This is a genomic window from Methylobacterium sp. J-077, assembly GCF_022829365.1.
Taxonomy (GTDB): Bacteria; Pseudomonadota; Alphaproteobacteria; order Rhizobiales; family Beijerinckiaceae; genus Methylobacterium.
The window spans coordinates 237,380-262,397 of record NZ_JAKSYJ010000114.1 but is presented as its reverse complement, the minus strand read 5'-3'; the positions used below and the strand labels follow the sequence as shown (position 1 = coordinate 262,397).

The following is a 25,018-nucleotide window of genomic DNA, read 5'->3' as shown; positions in this document are numbered from 1 at the left end:
GGAGGGCTCCTTCGAGGCCCGGCGATCTGCGATCGCCGGGCACCTCAGGACGAGGGGGTGGGTTGGACGGACGAGGTCATCGAGGCGTCACATCCGGCGCTGGGCCTAAGCGGAGCGGACGCCGTGGATTTCAACCTCTCCCAGTCCCAGACGCACTGGCTAACTCGCGTGCGCGCCTTCATCGCCGACGCGATCCTGCCGGCCGCCGCTGCGGTCGCGGCCGAGCGCGCGGCGAGCCGCGAACCCGCGCCCACGATGGAGCGCCTCAAGGACATGGCCCGCGGCGAGGGCCTGTGGAACCTGTTCCTGCCGCCCTCCCCCGAGCACGACACCCATGAATACCGCGGCGCCGGCCTGACCAACCTCGATTACGCGCTCTGCGCCGAGGCGATGGGCAAGGTCGGGATCGCCTCGGAGGTCTTCAACTGCGCCGCGCCGGATACCGGTAACATGGAGGTGCTGCACCGCTACGGCAGCCCGGCCCAGAAGGAGGCCTGGCTGCGGCCGCTGATGGACGGGCAGATCCGCTCGGCCTTCCTGATGACCGAGCCGGACGTGGCCTCCTCGGACGCCACCAACATCGAGACCGCGATCCGCCGGGACGGCGCGCATTACGTCATCGACGGGCGCAAATGGTGGTCCACCGGCGTCGGCGACCCGCGCTGCAGGATCGCGATCCTGATGGGCAAGACCGATCCTGACGCCCCCCGGCACCGGCAGCAATCGCAGATCCTCGTGCCCATGGACACGCCCGGCCTGCGGGTCGAGCGCCTGCTGCCGGTCTTCGGCTACGAGGACGCGCCCAAAGGCCACGGCGAGGTGGTGCTGGAGAACGTGCGCGTCCCGGCCGAGAACCTGATCCTCGGTGAGGGGCGCGGCTTCGAGATCGCGCAGGGGCGGCTCGGGCCGGGGCGCATCCACCATTGCATGCGCACCATCGGGGTGGCCGAGGCGGCGCTCGAGGCCATGGCCCGGCGCCTGGTCTCGCGGGTCGCCTTCGGCAAGCGGATCAGCGAGCAATCTGTCTGGGAGCAGCGGGTCGCGGAGGCGCGGATCGACATCGAGATGACCCGGCTGCTCTGCCTGAAGGCCGCCGACATGATGGACAAGGTCGGTGCCAAGGGGGCGAAGCTCGAGATCGCCATGATCAAGGTCGCGGCCCCGCGGATCGCCCTCCAGGTGATCGACGACGCGATCCAGGCCCATGGCGGCGCCGGCGTGTCCGAGGATTTCGGACTGGCCAAGATGTACGCCCATATCCGAACTCTGCGGCTGGCCGACGGGCCGGACGAGGTGCACAACCGCTCCATCGCCCGACTCGAATTCGGGCGTTACACCAATGCCCGGGAGGGTGCATGAGCGGCCCCGACGCCTTCTCCGGCGTGAAGCCGGTCGAGCCGCGCCATCGGATCGACGAGGCCCGGCTGGCCGCCTGGCTCGCCGAGCATGTGCGCGACTATGCCGGTCCCCTCACCGTGCAGCAGTTCCGCGGCGGCCAGTCGAACCCGACCTACCGGCTGGAAACGCCCGGCCAGGCCTACGTGCTCCGGCGCAAGCCGTTCGGGCCGCTGCTGCCCTCCGCGCACGCGGTGGAGCGCGAGTTCCGGGTGATCGGCGCGCTCTATGGCGAGGGGTTTCCGGTTCCGAGGCCCTTCGCCCTCTGTGAGGACGAAAACATCATCGGCGCGGCCTTCTACGTGATGGAGGCGGTGGGCGGCACCGTCCACTGGGACGGTACCCTGCCCGGCCTCGATCCGCATGCCCGGCACCGGCACTACGCCATGATGATCGCGACGCTCGCCCGCCTGCACGCGATCGACCCGGAGGCGGCGGGGCTCGCCGATTACGGCCGGCCCGGCAACTACTTCGCCCGTCAGGTCGACCGCTGGACCCACCAGTACCGCGCCGCCGAGGATGACCGGCTGGAGGATGTCGAGCGCCTGATCGCGTGGCTGCCCAGGACCGTGCCGGAACAGCAGGGCGCCGCCATCGTCCACGGCGATTACCGCCTCGACAACCTGATCTTCTCGCCCGATGGCGGCGTCAGCGCGGTTCTGGACTGGGAGCTGTCGACGCTGGGCGATCCGCTCGCCGATTTCAGCTACCTGCTGATGCATTGGGAACTGCCCGCGGACGGCCGCAGTTCGCTCGGCGGCCTCGACCTGCCGGCGCTGGGCATCCCGACCCGGGACGAGGCGGTGGCGCTCTACTGCCGCGCCGCCGGCCGGGCGGATCTGCCCGATCTCGACTGGTACTTCGCCTACAACCTGTTCCGGCTGGTCGGCATCCTCCAGGGCGTGGCCGCCCGCGCCAAGGCCGGCAACGCCGCGAGCGAGCACGCCGCCGCCATGGCGGCCCGGGTGCCGACGCTCGCCGCCTCGGCCTGGGCCTTCGCCGAGCGCGCGGGGGCCTGAGATGGATCTCGCCGGCCGCGTCGTCGCCGTCACCGGAGCCGCAAGGGGCATCGGCCGGGCGCTCGCCGAGGCCGCGCAGGCCCGGGGCGCCCGCGTCGTCGCCCTCGACCGGGACGGCGCCGGGGCGGAGGCCGTCGCCGCCCGGCTCGGCGGCCGTGCCTACGCGCTCGACGTAGCGGATGCCGCGGCCGTCGCCGAAATCCTGCGCCGGATCGAGGCCGAGATCGGCCCGATCGCGCTGTATTGTTCCAATGCCGGCATCCTGGAGCGCGACCCCGATCCCGGGCTCGCGACCTCGGCCGATCCGGCGAGCTGGGATCGCGCCTGGTCGGTGAACGTGATGGGCCATGTCCACGCGGCGCGGGTCCTGGTCCCGCTCTGGCTCGCCCGCGGCGGGGGCGCCTTCCTCGGCACCGTCTCGGCGGCCGGATTGCTCAGCCAGATCGGCAGCGCCACCTATTCGGCCACCAAGCACGCGGCGCTGGCCTTCCTGGAACACCTTGCCATCGCGCATGCCGAGGACGGCATCCGGGTCGCCGCCCTGTGCCCGCAAGGCGTCGAAACCGCCATGCTCGGGGCCGCCAGCGCCGCCGCCCGCGACGGCGTGCTCTCGCCCGCCTCCGTGGCCGAGGCGGCCTTCGACGGGCTGGCGGTGGGCAAGTTCCTGATCCTGCCGCACCCGCAGGTCGCGGACTATGCCCGCCGCCGGGCCGACGACCCCGAACGCTGGCTCGCCGGCATGGCGCGCCTGCGCCGGTCGATGCTGGGGGAGGCATGACGATGGTCGGCGTCGGACAATCGGACCGCCGGCCGAGCGTGGCGCGGGTCCCCTCTCCCGTGCGGGCTTGCGGATTTACAAATCGGGTTCGGCAGAAGGCACGGCAGACACCGCGGCTCTCCCTCCCCCGCAGAGGGGGGAGGGAGACGCGCATGTCCTCGGCCGGTGCCCTCTTCCCTCGACGATGTGCAAGCATCATGGCCCACGGAATGAGGATGGTGGGCGCGCCCCACCCCATTCAGAACCGAGCCGACCCATGTCCCTGTTCGATCTGACCGACAAGGTCGCGCTGATCACCGGCTCGTCCCGGGGCATTGGCCGGGCGATCGCCCTGCGGATGGCCGAGCACGGCGCCCGGGTGGTGATCTCCTCGCGCAAGCGCGAGGCCTGCGACGCCGTGGTGGCCGAGATCGCGGCCGCCCACGGCCGGGGCCGCGCGGTGGCGATCCCGGCCAGCATCTCCGTGAAGGCCGAGCTGGAGGATCTGGTCGCTGAGACCGAATCCCGGCTTGGTCCGGTGGACGTGCTGGTCTGCAACGCCGCCAGCAACCCGTATTACGGGCCGCTCGCCGGCATCTCGGACGCGCAGTTCCGCAAGATCCTGGAGAACAACGTTCTGTCGAACCACTGGCTGATCCAGATGGTCGCCCCCGGCATGGTTGCGCGGCGGGACGGGGCGATCGTGATCGTCTCGTCCATCGGGGCGCTGAAGGGCTCGCCGGTGATCGGCGCCTACAACGTCTCCAAGGCGGCCGACCTTCAACTCGCCCGCAACTACGCGGTCGAGTACGGCCCGGCCAACGTCCGGGTGAATTGCCTCTGCCCGGGACTGATCCGCACCGATTTCGCCAGGGCCCTGTGGGAGGATCCCGAGATGCTGGCCGCCACCACCGACGCCGCGCCGCTCCGCCGGATCGGCGAGCCCGACGAGATCGCGGGGGCGGCCGTGTTCCTGGCATCGCCGGCCGGCCGGTTCGTCACCGGCCAGGCGCTGGTGATCGACGGCGGCGTGACGATCGCGCGATGAGCCCCGATCCCCGCATCCCCGCCGGCTGGCCCGCCCTCTCCTTCCGCGCGGCGGAAGCCCGGCTCACGGCGCCCGGCGCGCTGTTCGCGATCGCCACGGTTCCGATCCGCGGCGTGCCGACCCGGATCTGGACGACCGCGCCGCCGACCCTGCGCGACCTGTTCCGCATCGCCCAGGGGCACGGGGAAAAAACCTTCGTGGTCTACCGGGACGAGCGCGTCACCTTCACGGGCTTCGCCCGCGCCGCGACCGCCCTGGCCCACGCCCTTGTGGCGGCCGGGATCGGCAAGGGCGACCGGGTCGCGATCGCGTTGCGCAACTTGCCGGAATGGCCGGTCTGCTATTACGGCGCTCTGCTGGCCGGGGCGATCGCGACGCCGCTCAACGCTTGGTGGACCGGGCCGGAACTGGCCTACGCGCTCCGGCATTCCGGCGCGCGGGTGCTGATCGCCGACGGCGCCCGGTTCGAACGGATCGCGCCGCACCGGGCCGAATGCCCGGCGCTGGAGCGGGTTTTCGTCACCCGGATGGAGCCCGACGACCGGGCGACGCCGCTCGCCGTGGTGATCGGCCCGGTGTCGGACTGGGCCACCCTGCCCGACTTGGCCCCGCCCGACATCGCCCTCGACCCGGAGGACGACGCGACCCTGTTCTACACCTCCGGCACCACCGGACGGCCCAAGGGCGCGGTCGGCACCCACCGGGCGGCGGCGACCACGGTGATGGCCTATCCCTATTCTGCGTCGCGCAGCGCCCTGCGCCGGGGCGAGACGCCGCCCAAGTCCGACCCGTCCGCGCCGCAGCGGGCCTCGCTGCTGGTGATCCCGCTGTTCCACGTCACCGGCTGCCACGCGAGCCTCGGGTCGGCGCTCTACGGCGGCCATCGCCTGGTCATGATGCATCGCTGGGACGCCCACGAGGCCCTCGACCTGATCGACCGGGAGGGCTGCACCGGGGCCGGCGGCGTGCCGACCATCGCGTGGCAGCTCGCCACCGCCGCCCGGGAGGCGGGCCGGCCGCTGCCGAGCCTCGAATCCGTGACCTATGGCGGCGCCCCGGCGGCCGGCGATCTCGTGCGCGCCCTGGGCGAGGCCTTCCCGAAGGCCGTCCCCGCCACCGGCTGGGGCATGACCGAGACCTCGGCGACCTTCACCCACCACCAGGCCGAGGATTACCTGGCCCATCCCGAATCCTGCGGGCCGCCCCTGCCGGTCTGCGAGGTGCGGATCCTCGATCCGCTCGGCCAGGATCTCCCCCCCGGCAGCGTCGGCGAGCTGTGCGTGAAGGGCCCGAACGTGGTCCGCGGCTACTGGGACGACCCGCAGGCCACCGCCGAGGTGTTCTCGGAGGGCTGGCTGCGCACCGGCGACCTCGCCCGCGCCGACGACGAGGGGTTCCTGACCATCGTCGACCGGATCAAGGACATGCTGATCCGCGGCGGCGAGAACATCTATTGCTGCGAGGTCGAGAACGCCCTCTACGCGCACCCCGACGTGATCGATGCCGTGGTGCTGGCCGTGCCGCACCCGACGCTGGGCGAGGAGCCCGGCGCGATCGTGGCGCTGGCCGAGGGCGCCCGGATCGGGCCGGAGGAGATCCGGGCCTTCGCGGCCGAGCGGCTCGCGGCCTTCAAAGTGCCGGTGCGCGTGGTGGTCTGGGACGGGCTCCTGCCCCGCAACCCCGCCGGCAAGATCCTGCGGGCGCCCCTGCGGGCCGTGTTCGCGGAGGTTTCAGCTCAGAAAGGCTCGCCCTCGTCGTCCGGCCGGTAGACCCGCAGCGACCGGCCGTCCGGGAACTCCACCGAGCGGCGGCGCACGACAAGGTAGCCGGCCGCCTCCGCGGCGCGCAGGCGCTCCAGCCGCTCGTCGGCGTAGCCCGGGCCGTAATTGTAGGCCCGGTAGCGCGGGTAGCCGTCCGGCAGCGGTGGAGGCGGCGGTGCGACCGCGACCATCCTGTGCGGGCGGACGGTCCGGACCGTGGCTGCGGCGACGCGCGGCCGATGCGCGGTCGTGGCGACCCGCTTGGCCTCCGGGGCGGGGCGGCGCGTCACGATCCGCGTCCGGACGGGCCGCGCGGCCACCGCCTTGCGGACTGGGGCCGCGGCGGCGGGAGTCGATGCGGGTGGCGGGGCGGCTTTCTGAGCCTCGGCCGGACTCGCCGCCGCGGCCGGCTTGCGGGCCGGCGGATCGGTCCAGCCCGAGGCCTGCTCGGCTCGCGCGCCGGTCGCGCCCAGGGCGAGGGACAGGATCAGGGCGGCGAGACTCGTTCGTGCACCGTACGGCATGGTGCCCTCCTGAGATCGCGGCGTTTCGGGTCGGTCCGCGGGGCGGCGCGACAATAGTGCGAACCGTCACGCAGGGGAATTCCAATGCTTCATTTCGACGGCGATCCGCCATGATATTTTTAGATCAGTGAATCGGCCCCAATGACCCCGGCCGCAACGTTGGAGACTCGCCGGCCGAGGTGCGGCGCATCCCCGTTGCTTCAAACCGTTGCCCGGTTCGGCTGAGCGGGCTTGCTGCGGCGCGGGCGCTTGAAGCGAGCCATGAGTTCCATGCCCGTCGCGTCGGCCATCCGCCGCGGCGTCTCCACGGTCGGGCTCGCGGCCCCCGATCCCCATCGCGAGATCCTGGCCCGATCCGTTCCCATCTTCTCCGCGAGTTGCGTCTGCGACAGGCGCGCGCGTGTCCGTGCCAGGATCATCGCCTTCGCCAGCGCGAATTCATGGTCGAGAGCCTCGTAGGCGGCCACGTATTCGGGGTCCTGCCGCCAGGTTTCTGTCAGACGGTCCACAGTTCGGTCTTTCATCGTCCGCCTCCCGGTTGCCTCGATGCTGCGCGCTCATTGTCCGACGGGGGATTTGGTTCGCTGCTTGGCCAATCTGATCTCGGATGGCGGCGTCTTCCGAGTTTTCTTCACGGAAGCCCGCAGGATGACGATCCGCCGGCTGGTCTGGGCGATCTAGATCGCGCGGAAACTTTTGGATCGCCTGCGACGGTCGAGACGACGCCCCGCGCGGAACTCCCCGTCCCCGCCGCGGTTGCACCGCCATGTCCACCCCCGCCGATGCGTCCTCCGGCTCACCACCCGGCCTGCGGGTGTGCGTCGATCTCAATCTCTGCCAGGCCTATGCCCAGTGCTGCTACGCGGCGCCGCGGCACTTCCGCATCGAGGGGCACGAAGCCCTGTTCTACGATCCCGCTCCCGCTGCGCAGGACCGGGCCGACATCGAGCGCGCGCGCGTCGCCTGCCCGGTTCAGGCGATCCGGGTCGAGGATCCGGGGCAGGCGTCCTGAGATGGCGCCGGGATCAACCACCGAGCGCGCGGTCGTGGTGGGCGCCGGCCTGGCGGCTTTGCGCGGGGCCGAGGCGATGCGCGAGGCCGGGTTCACCGGCGCGCTTGCCATCGTCGGCGCTGAGCCGTACCGCCCCTATGACCGCCCGCCGCTCTCGAAGCACGTCCTCATCGGCGAGACCCGGCCGGACGCCACGACCCTGCCGAGCAGCCTCGGCGCGGACGTGGATTGGCACCTCGGCAGCTCGGCCGAACGCCTCGACCGAGGATCCCGCACCCTCCACCTCGCGGACGGGCGCGCCCTGCCCTACGACCGCCTGCTGATCGCCACCGGCACCCGCGCCCGGCCCTGGCCGAACCCCCACGAAGGCCGGCTCGCCGGCGTCTTCACCCTGCGCGGGCGGGACGATGCCGCTGCCCTGCGGGCGGCCCTTGCCGCCGGTCCCCGCCGGGTGCTGGTGATCGGCGGCGGCTTCATCGGCTGCGAGGTCGCCAGCGCGTGCCGGCAGCTCGGCCTGCCCGTGACCCTGGTCGAGCCCAGCCCAACGCCGCTGGCCCGCGTCCTCGGCGGCACGGTCGGGGCGTTCATCGGAGCGATCCACGCGGGCCGGGGCGTCGATCTGCGCTGCGGCAGCGAGGTCGAGTGGCTGGAGGAGGCGGAGGGCCGGTTCGTGCGGGCCCACCTCACCGACGGCACCCGCATCGAGGCGGATGTCGCGGTGATCGCCCTCGGGGCCGTCCGCAACACCGAATGGCTCGACGGCTCCGGCCTGTCGGCCGATCCCGGCGGCGTCGATTGCGATGCGGCCGGCTACGTCCTCGACACCGACGGGCAGCCCGATCCGCGCATCGCCGCCGCCGGCGACGTGGCGCGCTTCCCCCACCCGCTCTACGGCGGGCGCCGCGTGGCGCTGGAGCATTGGAGCCAGGCGGTGGCACAGGGGATCCATGCCGGGCGGCTGCTCGCCGGGGCGAATCCCGAAGGTCCCTACGGTGCCTTGCCGACCTTTTGGTCCGCACAGGGCGATGTCGTGGTCAAGTCCGTCGGGCTGACCGAAGGCGCGGACGCCCTGGCGATCACCCTGGGCGAGCCCGGCTCGGGCCGCTTCGTCGCCGTCTACGGTCAGGCGGGACGCTGCATCGCGGCCGTGGCGGTCGACAGCGCTCGCTGGCTGCCGGCCCATGCCGATTTGGTCGCCGCCGGCGCGCCGTTCCCGCCGGATGGGGCGGCCACCGATCGCCCGTCGAAGGGGATCATGGTCCTCGCCCCGGGCTTTCCCTGAGGACACCGCATGCCCGACGCCACCCTCCTCGACCAGGTCAAGGATTTCGCCAACCGCGCGAATCCCTATCCCGTCTACGCCAAGCTGCGGGAGAATCCGGTCTCACGTCAGGACGATGGGACCGAAGCCGGGACCTGGGTGGCCTCGAACCACGGCGCCATCTCGAGCCTGCTGCACGACCCGCGGGTCAGCTCCGAGACCCTGCCGCCGGCCGACCGGCCGCGCACCGGCAATCCCCTCACGGACCTGATCGTCAAGCCGCTCAAGGACTGGATGATGGACCGGCACAGGGTCTTCATTTTCCGCGACCCGCCGGACCACGACGTCCTGCGGGCCTCCGTGATGCACCAGTTCTCCCGGGAGCGCGTCCAGGCGATGCGGGCCCGTTCCGAACGGCTGGTGGCCGATTTGCTCGATGAGAAGCGCGGCGCCCGGGAGATCGACGCGGTCGACGACCTCGCCTACCCCCTCCCCGTGACGGTGATCTGCGAATTGTTCGGCGTGCCCCGGGAGGACGAGCCGAAGTTCCATGGGTGGGCGAGCCAGCTCGCCACGGCCCTCGAGCCCGATAGCCTGTCCGACACCGAGATCCGCGCCGCGAACAGCCGAACCTTCGACGCGATCGGCGGCTACATGGCCGACCTGATCAAGGAGAAGCGCCGGCACCCACAGGACGACATGCTCTCGGGACTCGCCAACGAGGCGACGCCGACGGGGGCGAAAATGGGCGATTACGACCTGATCGCCACCTCGATCCTGATGCTGGTGGCCGGCCACGAGACCACGGTGAACCTGATCACCAATGGGCTGCTCACCCTGCTTCGCCACCCCGACGAATTGGAGCGCCTGCGCTGGGATCCCGGCCGCGCCCCGCGGCTGATCGAGGAGCTGCTGCGCTACGAGCCGCCGGTGCAGTTCCGGACCCGCAAGACGCTGTCTTCCATCGACATCGCCGGCGTCACCATCCCCGAGGGCGCCGACCTGGTCCTGCTGCTCGCCTCCGGCAACCGCGATGCCGCAATGTTCCCGGATCCCGACCGCTTCGATCCCGACCGCGCCGGAATCCGTCATCTCGGCTTCGGAGGCAGCTTGCATTACTGCGTCGGCGCCCCGCTGGCTCGGTTCGAGGCCGAGGCGGCGCTCACGGCGCTTGCCAGTCGGCTCAAGGCGCCCCGGCTGATCGAGGACCCGCCGCCCTACCGGTCCGGCGCCGCCCTGCGCGGGCCGGAGCACCTGCGGGTGGCGATCGACGGGATCGCCTGACGGGATTCGCCCGATCTACTCCGCTTCCGTTCAGTCGGTGATCTCGATCGGCGTCCCGTCCGGCATGGCGATCACCGCCTCGTAGAAACCATCGCCGGTGCAGCGCGGCGGCGACGTGAGGCAGCCATCCTTCGCGCAGCGGGCCGCGAGGGCGTCGACGGCCTCGACGCCGCCGAGGGCGATCGCCACATGCGTCCAGCCCACGCGCGCGTCGTGAGCCCCGTCTGCGACCCAGGGCGCCGTCATCAGTTCGATTTGCGCGCCGTCCCCGGGCAGGGTGACGAACCGGGACACGAATCCCTTCTGCCGCTGGCTGTGGTACGGCGCGCCGACTTCGGCATCGAAATAGCGCCGCCAGAAGGCCGCGGCCGTATCCAGGTCGTGGGTCCACAGGGCGACATGGGCGAAACGCATCGGGCCGGTCCCTTGCGAGCGTGAGCCATCCGGAACCCGCACGGTTGCTGACCGGGCCCGGTGCCGTCTACCACTCCAGGGTTGTGATGCGCCTCGCCCGGTCTGCCACCTTCAGGCGGCCTTCACCGCCGCCAGGAACGTGGTCACCTCCTGGCCCAACCCGGAGGCGTAGCGCGCCAGATCCTGCGCGGCGCTCAGAACCTGGCCAGCGGCGGCGCCGGTCTCGCCGGCGGCCTCGCGGACCTCCACGATGTCGAGGCTGACCGCCTGCGTCCCCTGCGCTGCCTGGGTGACGTTCCGGACGATCTCGCTCGTCGCAGCCCCCTGCGCCTCCATGGCCGCGGCTACGCTCAGCGCCACCGTGCGCATCGTGTCGATCGTGCCGCCGATCGTCTGGATCGACTCGACGGCGTTCCGGGTCTCGCTCTGGATGGCGGCGATCTGTCCGGCGATCGTGTCGGTGGCCTTGGCGGTCTGGGCCGCCAGGGCCTTCACCTCGCCGGCCACCACGGCAAAACCCCTGCCGGCCTCGCCGGCCCGGGCGGCCTCGATGGTCGCGTTGAGGGCCAAGAGGTTGGTCTGCCCGGCGATACCGGCGATCAGGCCCATCACCTCGCTGATCTGGTCCGTGCCCCGGGACAGGACCTGCATCAGCGCGTTGGTGCGGGCCGCGTCGACGCTGGCCCGGTCGGCCATGGTCGAGGATCGGGCGACCCGGGACGCGATCTCCTGGATCGAGGCGGCCATTTCTTCGCTGGCGGCGGCCACAGTCTGGACGTTGCTCGATGTCTGCTCGGAGGCGGCGGCGACCCGGCCGGACTGTTCGGTGGTGCGGGCCGCGGTGCGGGTCATCTCCCGGGCGGTGGCTTCCATCTCCACGGCGGACGCGGACAGGCTCTGCGTCAGGGCGCCGACATGCGCGTCGAACCGGCCGGTGAGCTCGTCCAGCGCCTGGGCCCGGCGCAGCTTGGCGGCGTTCTCGGCGGCGGCGGCCGCCTCGCCCGCCCGCTTGGCGTTGAGCGCGTCCTTGAACACCTGCACGGCCCGCGCCATCGCGCCGACTTCGTCACCGCGCTCTTGATCCGCGACCAGCACCGCGAGGTCGCCGCCCGCGAGTGCCCGCATGGCCTCGGTCAGGCGCACGATCGGCCGCGACAGGCCGTTGCCGATGAGCAGGAGTAGCGCCAGGACCGGGATCACGAGGCCCGCCGACCACACGACGTTGGTCAGCGCGCGATTGCGCACGGCGGCGTGGACATCGTCCCGGTAGAGGCCGGCGGCGACGATCCAGCCCCAGGGCTTGAACATCTGCACGCTCACGACCTTCTCGACCGGCTCGGTCCCGCCGGCGCGCGGCTTCATGTAATCGACGAAGCCGGCACCGTCGCGCTTGGCCACCTCGACCATCTCGGCGAAGTAACGCTTGCCGCCCGGCACGTCGGTCTGATCCAGCACCACTTTGCCGACATTCTTGGCGTTGAACGCGTTGGCGATCAGCCGACCCTCCGTATCGAGGACGAAGAAATAATCCGCGTTGCCGAAACGCAGCGCGCTGACTGCGTCGAGGGCGGCCTTCTGGGCCTGATCGAGTGGCATCCGGCCGGTCGACGCCAGCGCCTCGTAGTGGGCGAGCAGGCTCTGCGCGACGTCGCCGAGGTTCTTCGTCATCAGCGCGCGGTCTTCGAGTGCCGAGGCGCGGGTGTCGAAGTAGTTCAGGCCGCTCAAGGCGCCGACCGCAGCCAGCACCAGGGCCATCACCGCCGCCAGCTTGTGGCGCAGCGCGACGTTCGAGAGGCTCCACCGTGGCGCGGTGTGGCCCCCGGGCGAGCGGTTGGTCTGCGAGCGTGTCATCGGAGCACCGGGAACGGGACGGAAGGCGGGCCGTCGGGAGCTTTCAGCGTCGGGGGCGGCACCGCACGCGGCACCATGTACCCCCCGGAGCTGATCCGGAGCGAAAGATAGACACAGGATTGGTAAACATAAACTCCACACCGGTCGTTGCCGGCTTTTTTTGGTCGCGCCTCGGGCCTGAACAAGTCTTATTGTGTATGTCGCAAGCTAATAGCTCGCTAAATTCATATCATAACAAGATTCGTTGGAGAAAAAATACAAAATTCATTTCAGACTGTCAAGAATTGACGGCAGCGATGGGATCTATACTTCGATCCGATAATGAATTGGCTTGAAGCTGCCGTTGTTCGATTGCAGCGCCGAGCAGGCGGTCAGGCCGATGATCAGGTCGGTCTCCGCGGTGAACACGATTCGGTCGCCGGCCCGACTCAGCGGCGGCGCGACGGTCAGCGCCCCGGTCGTCCCGTCGATCGGCACGTTCATGAAGCAATTGAAAGCCACCGGGATCGCGTCCGGTTCGATGCCGTAGGGGGCGAGCGCCGCGGCGAGGTTGCCGAAGCAGCCGCGATGCGGATCCGTGTCGCCGTAGATGATCCGGAACGTGTCGGCCGAGCACGGCGTCAGCAGGAAGTCGTGGCGCCCGACCGTGTCCTCGACGATGCGCAGCAGCACGTTCGAGCGGTTCGAGTAGAGCGGATCGCCGGTGGTCAGGTAGATCCGGCTGGCATAGTCGAGGGTCCGCCCGGACGAGATCACTTCGCCCGTGTCGTGGCGGTTGTAGGCGACGAGATCGGCCACCTGCTCGCCGCGCGGGTCGATCACGGTCAGGCGCTGCCCTCGGTCGAGGGTGAACGCGACGCCTGAGCGCGGCTCGATCTGCTGCACGTCCGCTAGGTCCATGATGTCTCCGCTCCCGTAAGGCTCCAGCCGGCAACGCCGCAGGCGCCGCCGCGATCCGGCGCCTCAGGCGCTGTTATTCGGGATGAGGCCGTCGCGCGGCAGCGCCAACGGATGCCAGTCATCAGCCGCCGGGGTGGCGGGCGCCGCGGGGCGGCCCTGCATCGGGCACCGCCACTCGGCGCCGACCACGCGCCCGCTGTACTGGCGCGCTTCGGAGGTCTCGCCGTGGCGCGCCAGCATCGGGTTGAGGCTGCCGGCCAACGCCTCGTCGCGCTCCAGGATCGAGGCGCGCAGCTTCTCGTAGCGGCCCTCGGCGCGCAGGCGCTCGAACTGGGCATGCAGGTTGAACACCAGCACCGGCGAGGAGAATTGCCGGGCCGGCCGGCTCGCGTTCGGATGCAGACCGACCACGAAGAACGCCTCGCCGCCGAAGCTCAGAGAGAAGTGCGGGTTATCCGGATCGTCCGCCACTCGGGAATCGTGGGGCTGGCCGAGCCAGGCATCCTTGTCGGTGAGCGATTGCGCCCGCGCCCAGAGATTCTGCTCGAACGCCTCCTCCGAGAGGTCGCCGGGCCCCTCGAACACCACCGCGAAGCTCTGGAACAGGTCGGGGGTCTCCCGGTAGCGCGCCACGAAGGCGAGCAGCGCCGGGTAGATCCGCATGTCGTCCCAGCCCGAGGTGATGTCCCAGGCCACGACGATCTTCATACGCCCGCGCGACAGGGCCGACTTGGCGCCGACGCAGGGGAACGGCGGATTCCGGATGAAGTCGCGAAACGCCTGGGCGCGCGGATGCTCGTCGTCGTCGCGGGGAAACTGCATGCGGGCGATGGCTCAAGATCTGCGCAGGTGTGCCTCGGGAGGAGGCAACCACTGTTCGGGACTCGGGCAACCCCGGTTGCAGATCGCTGTTCCCTCCTGCGACAGGTCGTCCGGGGAAAAGGTGAATCGAACGTCGTCACGCGAAGAATCTTCGGGGCGTTCAAAGGAAGTGCCGAAGTGTTCGGTAGCCGTCCAAACATAGATTAAGGTGGGCAAGACTCCGTCTGCTCACACACGAATGCTCCAGGAACGACACCGTAACTTCGCCGGACGTATTGCCGGCGGGACTCAGCTCAGCGCCGGCTGCCCGCTTCGGCCCGCCGCCGTGCCGCCGCGGCCCCGAACGCCTCGAACAGCGCGCGGTTGATCGGGTTCGTCGTGGCGTCGTGCTCCGGGTGCCACTGCACGCCCAGGGCGAAGCCCGGCGCGTCGGCAATGCGGATCGCCTCGATCGTGTCGTCCTCGGCGATGCCCTCGATCACGATGCGGGCGCCCGGCTCCAGGATGCCCTGGCCGTGCAGGGAGTTCACCCGGATCGTCTCGCGCCCGAGCAACCGCGCGAAGGCGCCGCCGCGGGTGAGACGAACCGCGTGGCGTTCGGCAAAAACGACTTCCAGGTCCGGGTGGATCTCGCCGTTCTCGAGCCGCGGCATCCGGTGGTTGAGACGACCGGGTATGTCGCGGATCTCCGGATGCAGGCTGCCGCCGAAGGCGACGTTCATCTCCTGGAAGCCGCGGCAGATGCCGAACAGCGGCACGCCGCGGGCGATGCAGGCCTCGATCAGCGGCAGCGCCGTCGCGTCACGGGCCTCGTCGTAGGGCTCGTGCGCCGGGTGCGGCTCGGTCCTGAAGTGGGTCGGATGGACGTTGGCCCGCCCACCGGTGAGCAGGATGCCGTCCACCGTGTCGAGGAGGTCGCCGAGATCGGTGATCGCCGGGCAGCCGGCGAACACCAGCGGCAGGGCTCCGGCCACTTCGGCCAGCGCGCGGAGGTTGTTCTCACCGACGATCTGGGCCGTGAACCGGTTGTCGAGCAGGCGGGCGTTTCCGATGACGCCGATCACGGGTCTCGCCATCGTCCCGACAACTCCTATTCCCGGCTATGCCGCAGGTCTCACAGCCTGCGGTTGGCTCTACGATCCAGGCAAGGCCGGCGCCAGTCCCGCCGGCCTCGGTTCAGGGTCCGAGGACGCCGAGACTCCGCGCCTCCTCAAGCAGCACCTCGGCGACGCGCTCGGGCGCTTCCTCGTGGGCGAGATGGCCGAGCCCCCGGATCAGCGCAACCCGGGCGTCGGGCAAGCGGTCGCGCAGCGTGAACGCGGTGTCCGGCAGGATCGCCCGGTCGTCGCCGCCGACGATCAGCAGGGTGCGGGTCGTCAAGCCTGGCAGGGCCCGGTGCAGCCCGGCGAGATCCCAGTTCGCCATCATGCCGAGCGCCCCACGGACATGGCCGGCCCGGGCGAAGAGCCGCCGGTAGAGATCGACACCCTGCGGATCGAGGCGCGAGCCGGTGCCCTCGATCAGCCGCTTGGCGGCGGACCGGTCCGCCGTCCAGGCGAAGATCTTCGGGGTGAACGGATTGAGGAACAGCAGCCGGGCCATGCCGGGAAACAGCAGGCTCGCCGCCCCGGGCAGCGGCGCCAGCGCGCCGTTGAAGGCGACCAGCAGCCGGGGCGCGATCGCGCCGTCCAGGCACATCCGCGCCAGCACCGCCGCCCCGGCCGAGTGACCGGCCGCCACGACAGGTGGGCGTCCGAGCGCCGCCACGAGGTCCGCTACCGCCCGGGCCATGCCGGGCAGCGACAAGCCCGAATCCGGCAGGGGATCGGTGAAGCCATGGCCCGGCAGGTCCGGTGCGATCACGAAGAAGCTCTGGGCCAGGAGCGGCGCCAGCCCGCGCCAGGAATGGGTGGCGGCCCCGGTCCCGTGCAGGAGCAGCAGCACCGGCGCCTCGGCGCGGCCGAACTCCTGGACATGCCAGCGCAGGCCCGCCGCCTCGACGAAGCGGCTCGCCGCCCGGTGCGGCCAATCCCGGCCCTCGACCGCCCAGTCGGGCCGGTCCAACTCTTTGAAGCTTAGCACCGGCTTGTATCCTGCGGTGCACCAAACGTGACGGCGCCGTGGACCTCAGCGCTATCGTGCCGGATTGGAAGTATTTCGTAAGGCATTGAGAATGCATGCGGAAACCGCATGCCACAGCTGCCGCAACTCGGATTGCTGCGACGCAGCAACAGGCGCATCACAGGGCCGAACGCAGGCACCGCGCATCTCTCACCGTTGGAACCGGCCATGATCGTCTTCACCTCCTCGACCCATCACTTCGCCGGCTCGACCGCGGGCCGCTGGAACTTCCGTGGCCTGTTCCGCGAGATGCTGAACGCCTGGATGTCCCACAACCAGCGTGTCGCCGATCTCGGCGCCGGTCATCCCCTCTAATCGTCGACCCGGCTCGGACAGGCCGTAGAATATCGCTCAGAGCGCGGCCCGCACCGCCACGCTGAGCAGGCCGGCATCGGCTCGGGGCAGAGCCAGGTATCGGGCGGCCATCGCATCTGCGACCGCGCGTGCGCCTTCGCCCCGGGCGCCGGTATCGATCACCAGGGCCGGCAAGCCGGCCGTGCGGAGCGCGCGGGCCGCCTGCAGGGCTTCCGCTCCGGCTCGGGCGCGGCCGCCCTCCCCCGAACGCGCGACGTTGGCGCGTCCATCCGTCAGCAGCACGATCACGGGCCGGCTGCCGCTCCGGCGGACGCCGAGCGCCACGCTCAGCGCCGCATCGATCCCCGCCGCCAGCGGCGTGCCGCCTCCGCCCGGCAGGCCCGAGAGGCCGCGCTTGGCCCGGGTCAGCGAGCGGGTCGGCGGCAGGACCAGTTCCGCCGTGCTGCCGCGGAACGCCACCAGCGCCACCCGGTCGCGCCGGACATAGGCCTCGGCCAGCAGCAGCTCGACCGCGCCCTTGGCCTCGGCCAGCCGCTCCAGGGCGGCCGAACCCGAGGCGTCGACGCAGAACACCGTGGTGGTTTCGGTCCGCTGCCGCAGGATCCGGATCCGCAGATCGTCCCGCCGGACCACGATCGGGCGGGTTTCCCCCTCCGCACGCCGCAGGGCCTGCCACGGGGCTGCCGCCCGCAGGGTCGCTAGCAGGTCGAGGCGCCCCCGCCGCGGGTCGCCGCGCCGGCTGCCGATCGGTCGCCCGGTGCGCGCCGCCGCCGGCTGGCCGACCCGGCCGGCCTTGGCGGTCGCGAGACGCACGCCCCCCGCCAGCAGCTGATCCAGAAGGTTTGCCGGGATCGCCGCCCGCACCGCCTCGAGCACGCGGTCCTCGGCCGCATCGAGCGGGGCCGGATCCGTGGTGTCCTCCGTAGGGCCATCCTCCGTCGACGGCGGGGGGGGCGCCTCGGCCTCCTCCGGCGTCGGCAGGCGCATGGCGCGGGGGGCCAGGACCAGACGAGCGGCGGCCGTGATCGCGTCCGTGCCGACCGGCTCTTCCGCCGCCAGCGCCCGCGCGACCCGGGCCGCCAGGATCGGCCCGCGTAAGGACGCGACGCCGAGCGCTTCGGCCAGCCGGCACAGCGTGCCGAGCGGGTCGAGCTCCGGGGCGCCGGGATCGGTGTCTGCGGCGACGGCAGGCGTGTCGCAATCCGCGATCCCGACGCCGCTCAGGTCGATCCGGAAGGCGAGGCGGTCGGCCAGGGCCTCCGCCACGGTCTCGTCGCCCTCGCCCTCGTCGAGCAGCACGAGGCCGAAGCGCGCCGGGCTTTCCGAGGCGGTGCCGGTGTCGAGGGCAGCCGCCAGACGGGCCGCGATGCCGGGTGGCAGCCGCTCAGCCATGGGCATGACGATCAGCCCGCCATCGGCTTCCGCCAGCAGGCCGGCCCGCGCCACCGGCCGGCCGGCCGCCAGGGTCGCGGCGAGGTCGAGGCCGCCGAGCAGGCTGTCGTCGCCGATCCCCGGCGGCAGCCGCCGCCACGGCGTCCCGGGGGGCAGAGCAGCCCGCAGGCCGTCGAGCCAGCGGTCGCGGACCGGCCCCGGCCCGGCCCGCAACACTGCGCCGCCGAAGCCGTGCGGATCGGTGGCGAGGAGGCGGGCGGCGCGCAGGGCATCGGGCCAGATCTTTCGAGGCGCTTCGGTATTTCCGGGCGCACGCTTTCCCTGTGGGACGTCGCCGTTGCTCAGCTCGCCACGTTCTCCCGCGAAAGCGGCGGGACTGATCGATCGGCCTCCGCTGGCCGCAACGGACCCCCTCTCCCGCACGGGAGAGGGAACCCCCGCTTCATCTTCAGAGGTGCGAGCCGGGTTCCCTCCAAAGGTGAGAGGCGCCGGCCCCGTCACGAAAACACCTCCGCCAGGGCCCGCTCGACCCGGGCGGTCGAGCCAGACTCGTCCAGCGGGTTGCGGCGCAGGCGGTGGCGCAGGGCGGCCGGGGCGACCCGGCGGATGTGGTCGTCGGTGACCGCCTCGGCCCCGTCGAGGGCCGCGAGCGCCCGGGCGGTGCGCATCAGGGTCAGCTCGCCGCGCAGGCCGTCGGTGCCCAGCGCCAGGCAGAGCTGCGCGGCCCGCTCCAGGGCGGAATCCGGCACCGCCAGGCCCGGCAGGCGCTCCCGGGCCAGCAGGATTTTCTTTCGGATCGCGGCCTCGTCCCGGGCGCGCGCAGTGCAGAAGCCCTCCGGGTCGCGCTCGTAGGCGTCGCGGGCGCGCACCACCGCGATCCGGGTGGCGATGTCCCGCGGGGTGGTGACCTCGCAGGCCAGCCCGAACCGGTCGAGGAGCTGCGGGCGCAGCTCCCCCTCCTCAGGGTTGCCGGAGCCGACCAGGACGAATTTTGCGGGGTGACGCAGGGACAGTCCCTCGCGCTCCACGGTGTTGACCCCGGAGGCGGCGACATCGAGCAGGAGGTCGACCAAGTGGTCCTCCAGGAGGTTCACCTCGTCGATATACAGAAAGCCGCGATTGGCCCGGGCCAGCAGCCCCGGCTCGAACGCCTTGACGCCGGCGCCGAGCGCCCGCTCCAAGTCGAGGGTGCCGACCACCCGATCCTCGGTGGCGCCCAACGGCAGATCCACCACCGGAACCGGTTTCTTGTGACTTTTCCGCGGGCCTGACGTGCTCGCGCAATGCGGGCAGGATTCGGCCGGGCTGTCGGGATCGCAATTGTACGGGCAGCCGACCACCGCCCGCATCGGCGGCAGCAGCGCGGCCAGCGCCCGGATCGCCGTGGATTTCCCCGTGCCGCGGTCGCCGAACACCAGCACGCCGCCGATGGACGGGTCCACCGCGGCGATCAGCAGCGCCTGGCGCATCTCGTCCTGCGCGACGATGGCCGAGAAGGGGAAGGTGGGCACGCGCTGACTCGATGCTGCGAGGGGGTATCCGATCCACCCCCTCATCCTGAGGTGCCGACGCGCAGCGGAGGCCTCGAAGGAGGCCTCCAGGGATCGCGCGGCCGGCTGGAGGGCTCCTTCGAGGCCCGCTGACGCGGGCACCTCAGGATGAGGGAGCGGGTGGGAGAAGGGAACCCCTACTCCGCCGCCTTCTGCCGGAGCCCGATCCGCGCCCAGATCGTGGACAGCGCCCCCACCAGATGCGCGATGTCCTTGTCGGTGTGCAGCGGCGAGGGGGTGATCCGCAGGCGCTCGGTGCCGCGGGCCACGGTGGGATAGTTGATCGGCTGCACGTAGATGCCGAACTCGTCGAGCAGGGTGTCGGAGATCGCCTTGCACAGCATCGGATCGCAGACCATCACCGGCACGATGTGGCTGTCGTTGGGCAGGACCGGGATGTCGGCTGCCTCCAGGGCGGTCCGGACCTTGGCACAGCGCTCCTGATGGCGCGCCCGCTCGGTGCCGCTGGCCTTGAGATGGCGGATCGAGGCCGCGGCGCCCGCCGCCACCGCGGGGGGCAGCGAGGTGGTGAAGATGAAGCCGGAGGCGAAGCTGCGCACGAAGTCGCAGAGCTTCTCGGAGGCGGTGATGTAACCGCCGTGCACGCCGAACGCCTTGCCGAGCGTGCCCTCGATCACGTCGAGGCGGTGAGCGACGCCGTCGCGCTCCGAGATGCCGCCGCCGCGGGCGCCGTAGAGGCCGACCGCGTGGACCTCGTCGAGATAGGTGAGCGCCCCGTGGGCCTCGGCGACGTCGCAGATCTCGGCAATGGGGGCGATGTCACCGTCCATGGAATAGACCGACTCGAAGGCGACCAGCTTCGGCCGCGACGGATCGACCAGGGCGAGCTTCCGGTTCAGGTCCTCCGGGTCGTTGTGACGGAAGATGTGGCGCTCGGCCCGGGAGAACCGGATGCCCTCGATCATCGAGGCGTGGTTCTCGGAATCGGAAAACACGGCGCAGTTCGGGAGCTTGCCGGCCAGGGTCCCGAGGGCCGCCCAGTTCGACACATAGCCGGAGGTGAACAGCAGGGCCGCCTCCTTGCCGTGGAGGTCGGCGAGCTCGCGCTCCAGCAGCACGTGGTAGTGGTTGGTGCCGGAGATGTTGCGGGTGCCCCCGGCGCCGGCGCCGCAGCGGTCGATCGCCTCGTGCATCGCCCCGGTGACGGCCGGGTGCTGGCCCATGCCGAGATAGTCGTTGGAGCACCAGACCGTGACCGGGCGCGTGCCCGTCGGATGGTGGTGCGTGGCGTGCGGGAAGTTGCCGGAATGGCGCTCCAGGTCGGTGAAGACCCGGTAGCGTCCCTCGCGGTGGAGTCCGGCGATCTCGGCTCCGAAGAAGGTCTCGTAGTCCATGTCGCCTCTCCCCGATTTGTTCGCGGGTTGCCCCCGCCTGTGAGGTCGGATCTCGCACGAGACCAGTTCCAAATTGGTGCGCGCGCGAAATCCTGCTGTGAAGGTCGGATCTAGCCGTTGTCCCCTGGCCGCGCCGCACCGTCCGGCGCGCGCGCCGGCAGGCTCCACCGCCACAGCTCGGACGAGGGCAGCGGCAGCATTAGGAACCAGTGTTCGAGCGTCGCCAGCGCCATCAGGGTCGCCAGGACGGTGAAGCCGATCAGCTCGTGCGCCAGCAGGTCCGGGCTCAGCGCCGCCCGCCCGAGCAGTCCGGCCGCGATGGTGCCGAGGCTGACCGAGACCGGGAACAGCAGGTTCATCGGCTTGCGCGAGAGGTAGCAGGCCAGGTAGCCGAGATGGTCCGGCAGGAACTCGGCGTGCAGGTTGCGCACCCCCAGGAACAGGTTGAGCCGCGCCGACAGGTTCATCACCACGAGCGCGCCGTAGGTCCACAGCGCGATGGTGTTGGCCCCGCCCCAGACCAGGGCCAGGATCGCCAGGCCGCCGATCACGATGGCGAATTCGTGCCACAGGCTGGTGGCGAGCGCCGCGAAGAACCGGTCGAGCCCACGCAGGCCCGGCGCGCAGGCGGCCGGCTTCGGGCCCGAGAGGAAGCCCATATAGTAGCTCATCTCCTGCCAGCCCCAGACCACCAGGGCCGCCGTGAACGCCGTATAGGCCCCCGTCGCGCTGGTATCTTGGCTGCTGGTGCGGATCGCCACCAGAGCGCCGGCGAGCAGCAGGGTCGCGCCGGCCATGCTCCACGGATGGGTGCGCCGCGGGGCGTGGTCGAGCAGCAGGATCAGCCCGGTGGAGAACCACCAGAGCAGAAGCGCGTAGACGACCGGGGCGGCGTAGGTCGCCATGCTACCAGACCGGCTGGAGACGGATATCGGCCGGCAGGGCGTTCGCCTTGACCGGCAGCAGGTAGAGCCGGACGAAGGTGGCGGCCGCGCGCAGCACCTGGATGCCGTGCTTGATCTTGCCCAGGACGCCGCCCTGGGCCCGGGCCTCAGCGATCGCCCGGGAGCAGGCGAGCAGGGTCTCCAGCCCGGCGTGGAACGTCGGGTTGTCGAGGTCGAGTTCCAGCGGGAAAGTCTGCCGCGAAATCTCGGAGGTGATGCGGAACACCCTGTAATCGTAGTCGGTGGGGTCGACCCCGAGCGCGGCGTGGAAGGCCGGGCGGTGATGGTCGCGCACGTACATCGTGGCGAACACCGCCAGCAGGAAGAAACGGATCCAGTAGCGGTTCACGCCGCTGGTCAGCTTCGGGTTGGCGCGCATCAGCAGCGCGAACGCCTCGCCGTGGCGGAACTCGTCGTTGCACCACAGCTCGAACCACTTGAAGATCGGGTGGATGCGGCGCTCCGGGTGCTTCTCCAGTTCGCGGAAGATGGTGATGTAGCGGGCGTAGCCGATCTTTTCGGACAGGTACGTCGCGTAGAAGATGAATTTCGGCCGGAAGAACGTGTATTTCTTCGACTTGGTCAGGAAGCCAAGGTCCACGCCGATCCCGAAATCCTTCAGCGTATCGTTGATGAAGCCGGCATGCCGGGCCTCGTCCCGGCTCATGAAGCCGAACAGCTCCTTGATGTCCTTGTTCTTCGCGCGCTTGCGCATCTCGGCGTAGAGCACGCAGCCGGAGAACTCGGCCGTGATCGAAGACACCAGGAAATCCAGAAACTCCTTCCGCAGCTCGGGCTCCATCTGCGACAGGTCGCAGTCGAAATCGGCGTTGCGGGTGAAGTGGCGCTTGTTCGGATCGGCGCGCAACTCGGCGATGAGCAGGTCCCAGTCCCGGCGCACTGGCTCGACGTTGGTGCGGTCGAGCTCGTCGAAATCGGTGGTGTAGAAGCGGGGCGACAGGAAGGTCGTCTCCTGGGCGGCCTTGGTCGATTCGTTGACCGGCATTTTCGGAACCGGCTGGCCGGAGAGCGGCGGGACGGGAGCGTTCACAGCTTCCTCCTCTCGGAAAAACTGACTTCGTAGAGCTCGGTCAGTTCGAGATGGGCGACGAGCTTGGTCCAGGCCCGCTCCAGCGGGCCGGCCCGGGTAACGGTGGCGGTGCGGCGCACGGTGATGCGCTCGCCGTAGGGCACGGAGGTCGGCGCGTCGTGGACCTGGACTTCGTCGCCTGGCTCGATCTCGAAACCGGAATCGAGGGTCACGTGCGCATGCAGGCTCTCGGGCGTCTGCTCGATCTCGATCGTGCAGGGCACGGTGACGGTGCGGTTCCCGAACAGGCCCATCAGCGCGTCTCCGGGCTGGCGGCGGCGAGCAGGCGGGCGAAGGCCCCGGCATTGGTCGGGCCGAACGCTTCGAGCGGCACTTGGCGGCCGGTGGCGTCGTCGGCGAGCGACAGACGGCCGTCGTCGTAGCGGGTCAGGCTGAACGGCTGCTCAGAGCCGAGGCCGTCGCGCTGCCGGGCCTGGGCCAGGCCCCGCAACGTCCCGCGCAGAAAACCGTCCTCTCCGGGGCGAATCCAGGCTACGATCTGACGGTCGGCGGCATTGCGCAGGGCGATCGAGCCGTCGACTTGGTCCTCGGCGCGGAAGTCAAGCCGCGTGACCGGCTTGGCCGGCGGCAGGGCGATCATGCCGATGCCCTCGCTGCGCCCGATCAGGACGGCCAGCATGGTGAAGCCCATCAGCGCGCCGGCGCCGATCATCAGCAGGGCCGGTGCCGGTCCGGTTGCCGGGCCTGTGGCCCGGCCGACGCTCTCCGCCCGCTCGCCCATCGCGCCTCTCCCTATTCGGCCGCGACGAGGCGGCCGGGATTGTCGTAGACCGCCCGCGGACGCGGCACGATCATGGGCCGCACCGTCTGCGACGCCTCGGCATGGGCCTCGATCGCCCGCGCCAGCAGCGTCGCCACCGCCTCGGCATCGGGCACGGAACGCAGCATGGGCTCGGTCCGGGCGAGACGCCAGGGCCGGGCATGCGGCCACAGCTGAAGGTAGGCGATGCGCAGGCCCGGCCGCAACTGCAGCGGCAGATCTCCGCTCCCATCCGTGAAGGCACGCAACGCCGCACCCTCGACCTGCGCAAACGGCACGTTGTGGGTCACCGGCAGGGCGATGCCGGCATGCAGCACGATCCGGCGATCGGTGATCGTGTAGACCGTGGTGCGGTGGGTGAGCCACGCGAACAGCCAGAGCAGGGCGAGGCCGACCGCGCCGACCAGCAGGGTCAGGCCGACGGTTGTGAGCGCCGAGATAGGCGAGCCGGCCGTGAGCCCGAAGGCCAGAGCGCAGGCAACGAACCAGGCGGCGACCAGGCGGGCATGATAAGCGCGGACCCAGAGGCCCCCGGTGGTCGGCGCCCCCTGCCACAAGATGCGCTCGTTCGCCGGCAGCGGGCCGGGCAGCCCGCGCGGGGTGCCCTCGGGGAGGAAGTCGCCGCTCATAGCAGAGGCTCCGCGCGGGCCGGGGTGGCGTAGAGCGTGCCAGCGCCAAAATAGGCCATGATCCGCTCCTCCTCCAGGAAGGTGATGCTGTCGGGATCCCGGGTCCCCGGGATGTCGGCGAACTGGGCGGCGAGCAGGGCCTCGGACTTCACAGTCTTGGTGAAGCCGCCGGCCCGGCAGAACGTGGACGGCATCAGCCGGCGGCCGCCCGCGGGCAATTCGACCTCGTAGTAGCGGATCAGCGACTCGCCCCGGTCGATCCATACGTCGCTGACGACGCCCGCCACCCCGTTATCGATGCCGAACACGGTCATGCCGATCGGGTTCGGGCCGTCCTCGTGAATGACGAAGGCCTTGGCGACCCGCAGGGGCACGATCCGGTATTCCTCGTCCCAGGTCTTGTCGTGCACGTCGTGCCGAACCACCCAGGAGCCGGGGCCGACGCCGGCCTGGAGCGACGTGTCGGTCCGCTCGTAGGGCGCGCCCGGCCAGGGCTCGACCTTGCGGGCCGGGATTCCGGTCTCGATATCGTTGCGGCCCTGCATCGCCGGGGGGGCGTAGGTCGTCTCGCCGCCGGGCAGGTGGAACGCCTTGGACCGGGGAATCAGGACCGGGTCCGGCGCCTTGCGGCGGCCGACGATCTCGTTCTCCAGCGGGTAGCCCTCGCGCCGGTCCTCCCGGCGCAGCCAGAACACCAGCCCGGCGAAGAAGATGAAGAAGGCGTAGAGCACGACCTGGGCGACGTCGACGTAACCCGTAATGGCGCCGGTTGGCATGGCTGTCCTCCCCGAGTC

The 25,018-nt window shown here is 70.9% G+C and carries 27 protein-coding genes; 9 read left to right on the top strand and 18 right to left on the bottom strand.

The window, feature by feature from the left end:
• The first annotated feature begins 123 nt into the window (after positions 1–123).
• The 5 genes from MKL11_RS12595 (at position 124) to MKL11_RS12575 (ending at position 5,988) form a co-directional block, all read left to right on the top strand.
• Entirely contained in the window at positions 124–1,359 is a 1,236-nt protein-coding gene (locus MKL11_RS12595; protein ID WP_243943840.1) for an acyl-CoA dehydrogenase family protein, read from the top strand.
• Positions 1,356–2,414, top strand: a complete 1,059-nt coding sequence (locus MKL11_RS12590; protein ID WP_243943837.1) for a phosphotransferase family protein — start codon at positions 1,356–1,358, stop codon at positions 2,412–2,414. The genes MKL11_RS12595 and MKL11_RS12590 overlap by 4 nt, the downstream gene beginning before the upstream one ends.
• 1 nt (position 2,415) lies before the next feature.
• A complete protein-coding gene (locus MKL11_RS12585) occupies positions 2,416–3,192 on the top strand; it encodes an SDR family NAD(P)-dependent oxidoreductase (RefSeq protein WP_243943835.1) in 777 nt (258 codons plus the stop codon).
• 256 nt (positions 3,193–3,448) lie between these two features.
• Positions 3,449–4,219, top strand: a complete 771-nt coding sequence (locus MKL11_RS12580; RefSeq protein ID WP_243943833.1) for an SDR family NAD(P)-dependent oxidoreductase — start codon at positions 3,449–3,451, stop codon at positions 4,217–4,219.
• Positions 4,216–5,988 (top strand): class I adenylate-forming enzyme family protein, encoded by a 1,773-nt coding sequence (locus MKL11_RS12575; RefSeq protein ID WP_243943831.1) that lies wholly within the window; start codon positions 4,216–4,218, stop codon positions 5,986–5,988. Before MKL11_RS12580 ends, MKL11_RS12575 begins: the two co-directional genes overlap by 4 nt.
• On the opposite strand, the gene MKL11_RS12570 is transcribed toward MKL11_RS12575, so the two are convergent.
• The 3 genes from MKL11_RS12570 to MKL11_RS12560 form a co-directional block, all read right to left on the bottom strand.
• The gene (locus MKL11_RS12570; protein WP_243943829.1) at positions 5,955–6,503 is read right to left on the bottom strand and encodes a hypothetical protein; all 549 of its coding nucleotides are present in this window, start codon (positions 6,501–6,503) and stop codon (positions 5,955–5,957) included. The genes MKL11_RS12575 and MKL11_RS12570 overlap by 34 nt on opposite strands.
• 200 nt (positions 6,504–6,703) lie before the next feature.
• On the bottom strand, positions 6,704–6,970 hold the full coding sequence (locus tag MKL11_RS12565) for a helix-turn-helix domain-containing protein (RefSeq protein ID WP_243943827.1): 267 nt from the start codon (positions 6,968–6,970) through the stop codon (positions 6,704–6,706).
• 90 nt (positions 6,971–7,060) lie between these two features.
• Complete coding sequence (locus MKL11_RS12560) at positions 7,061–7,180, bottom strand: type II toxin-antitoxin system RelE/ParE family toxin (protein ID WP_313900750.1); 120 nt, start codon at positions 7,178–7,180, stop codon at positions 7,061–7,063.
• A gap of 89 nt (positions 7,181–7,269) precedes the next feature.
• Between MKL11_RS12560 and MKL11_RS12555 the strand changes: the two genes are divergently transcribed.
• From MKL11_RS12555 to MKL11_RS12545, 3 genes are read left to right on the top strand one after another with little or no spacing between them, the layout of a single operon-like run.
• Positions 7,270–7,515, top strand: a complete 246-nt coding sequence (locus tag MKL11_RS12555; RefSeq protein WP_243943825.1) for a ferredoxin — start codon at positions 7,270–7,272, stop codon at positions 7,513–7,515.
• Position 7,516: 1 nt separating this feature from the next.
• Positions 7,517–8,797 carry an NAD(P)/FAD-dependent oxidoreductase gene (locus MKL11_RS12550; protein ID WP_243943823.1) on the top strand — a complete coding sequence of 427 codons (1,281 nt, stop codon included), beginning with the start codon at positions 7,517–7,519 and terminating at the stop codon, positions 8,795–8,797.
• 9 nt (positions 8,798–8,806) lie between these two features.
• Entirely contained in the window at positions 8,807–10,060 is a 1,254-nt protein-coding gene (locus MKL11_RS12545) for a cytochrome P450 (RefSeq protein WP_243943821.1), read from the top strand.
• Between the two features lie 30 nt (positions 10,061–10,090).
• Here the strand turns inward: MKL11_RS12545 and MKL11_RS12540 are convergent, their stop codons facing one another.
• The 6 genes from MKL11_RS12540 to bchO all read right to left on the bottom strand — a co-directional run bounded on the left by MKL11_RS12540 (position 10,091) and on the right by bchO (position 16,129).
• Positions 10,091–10,474 carry a VOC family protein gene (locus tag MKL11_RS12540; RefSeq protein WP_243943819.1) on the bottom strand — a complete coding sequence of 128 codons (384 nt, stop codon included), beginning with the start codon at positions 10,472–10,474 and terminating at the stop codon, positions 10,091–10,093.
• 111 nt (positions 10,475–10,585) lie between these two features.
• Positions 10,586–12,325 (bottom strand): methyl-accepting chemotaxis protein, encoded by a 1,740-nt coding sequence (locus MKL11_RS12535; RefSeq protein ID WP_243943816.1) that lies wholly within the window; start codon positions 12,323–12,325, stop codon positions 10,586–10,588.
• A gap of 303 nt (positions 12,326–12,628) precedes the next feature.
• Positions 12,629–13,225, bottom strand: coding sequence for a DUF1989 domain-containing protein (locus tag MKL11_RS12530; protein WP_243943813.1), 597 nt, complete (start codon positions 13,223–13,225; stop codon positions 12,629–12,631).
• 63 nt (positions 13,226–13,288) lie between these two features.
• Positions 13,289–14,047 carry a guanitoxin biosynthesis heme-dependent pre-guanitoxin N-hydroxylase GntA gene (gene gntA / locus MKL11_RS12525; protein ID WP_243943811.1) on the bottom strand — a complete coding sequence of 253 codons (759 nt, stop codon included), beginning with the start codon at positions 14,045–14,047 and terminating at the stop codon, positions 13,289–13,291.
• A gap of 293 nt (positions 14,048–14,340) precedes the next feature.
• Positions 14,341–15,123 carry a gamma-glutamyl-gamma-aminobutyrate hydrolase family protein gene (locus MKL11_RS12520; protein WP_243943809.1) on the bottom strand — a complete coding sequence of 261 codons (783 nt, stop codon included), beginning with the start codon at positions 15,121–15,123 and terminating at the stop codon, positions 14,341–14,343.
• Positions 15,124–15,223: 100 nt separating this feature from the next.
• Positions 15,224–16,129 (bottom strand): alpha/beta fold hydrolase BchO, encoded by a 906-nt coding sequence (gene bchO, locus MKL11_RS12515; RefSeq protein ID WP_243943807.1) that lies wholly within the window; start codon positions 16,127–16,129, stop codon positions 15,224–15,226.
• Positions 16,130–16,336: 207 nt separating this feature from the next.
• On the opposite strand from bchO, the gene MKL11_RS12510 reads away from it, so the two are divergent.
• Positions 16,337–16,483 (top strand): hypothetical protein, encoded by a 147-nt coding sequence (locus MKL11_RS12510; RefSeq protein WP_243943805.1) that lies wholly within the window; start codon positions 16,337–16,339, stop codon positions 16,481–16,483.
• Positions 16,484–16,519: 36 nt separating this feature from the next.
• Here MKL11_RS12510 and MKL11_RS12505 read toward each other — a convergent pair whose 3' ends face one another.
• The 9 genes from MKL11_RS12505 to puhA form a co-directional block, all read right to left on the bottom strand.
• Positions 16,520–18,157 (bottom strand): magnesium chelatase subunit D, encoded by a 1,638-nt coding sequence (locus MKL11_RS12505; protein ID WP_313900749.1) that lies wholly within the window; start codon positions 18,155–18,157, stop codon positions 16,520–16,522.
• A 215-nt stretch (positions 18,158–18,372) separates the two neighbouring features.
• Positions 18,373–19,386: a magnesium chelatase ATPase subunit I gene (bchI, locus tag MKL11_RS12500; RefSeq protein ID WP_243943803.1), complete on the bottom strand. Its 1,014-nt coding sequence runs from the start codon at positions 19,384–19,386 to the stop codon at positions 18,373–18,375.
• A 176-nt stretch (positions 19,387–19,562) separates the two neighbouring features.
• Positions 19,563–20,780, bottom strand: a complete 1,218-nt coding sequence (gene hemA / locus MKL11_RS12495) for a 5-aminolevulinate synthase (RefSeq protein ID WP_243943801.1) — start codon at positions 20,778–20,780, stop codon at positions 19,563–19,565.
• Positions 20,781–20,890: 110 nt separating this feature from the next.
• Positions 20,891–21,685: a putative photosynthetic complex assembly protein PuhE gene (gene puhE / locus MKL11_RS12490; RefSeq protein ID WP_243943799.1), complete on the bottom strand. Its 795-nt coding sequence runs from the start codon at positions 21,683–21,685 to the stop codon at positions 20,891–20,893.
• Position 21,686: 1 nt separating this feature from the next.
• Positions 21,687–22,730: a magnesium-protoporphyrin IX monomethyl ester (oxidative) cyclase gene (acsF, locus tag MKL11_RS12485; RefSeq protein WP_243943896.1), complete on the bottom strand. Its 1,044-nt coding sequence runs from the start codon at positions 22,728–22,730 to the stop codon at positions 21,687–21,689.
• Between the two features lie 41 nt (positions 22,731–22,771).
• Positions 22,772–23,068: a hypothetical protein gene (locus MKL11_RS12480; protein WP_243943797.1), complete on the bottom strand. Its 297-nt coding sequence runs from the start codon at positions 23,066–23,068 to the stop codon at positions 22,772–22,774.
• Entirely contained in the window at positions 23,068–23,556 is a 489-nt protein-coding gene (puhC, locus tag MKL11_RS12475; RefSeq protein ID WP_243943788.1) for a photosynthetic complex assembly protein PuhC, read from the bottom strand. The genes MKL11_RS12480 and puhC overlap by 1 nt, the downstream gene beginning before the upstream one ends.
• Positions 23,557–23,567: 11 nt before the next feature.
• On the bottom strand, positions 23,568–24,224 hold the full coding sequence (puhB, locus tag MKL11_RS12470; protein ID WP_243943786.1) for a photosynthetic complex putative assembly protein PuhB: 657 nt from the start codon (positions 24,222–24,224) through the stop codon (positions 23,568–23,570).
• Positions 24,221–25,000 (bottom strand): photosynthetic reaction center subunit H, encoded by a 780-nt coding sequence (puhA, locus tag MKL11_RS12465; RefSeq protein WP_243943785.1) that lies wholly within the window; start codon positions 24,998–25,000, stop codon positions 24,221–24,223. Before puhA ends, puhB begins: the two co-directional genes overlap by 4 nt.
• Positions 25,001–25,018 lie beyond the last annotated feature (18 nt).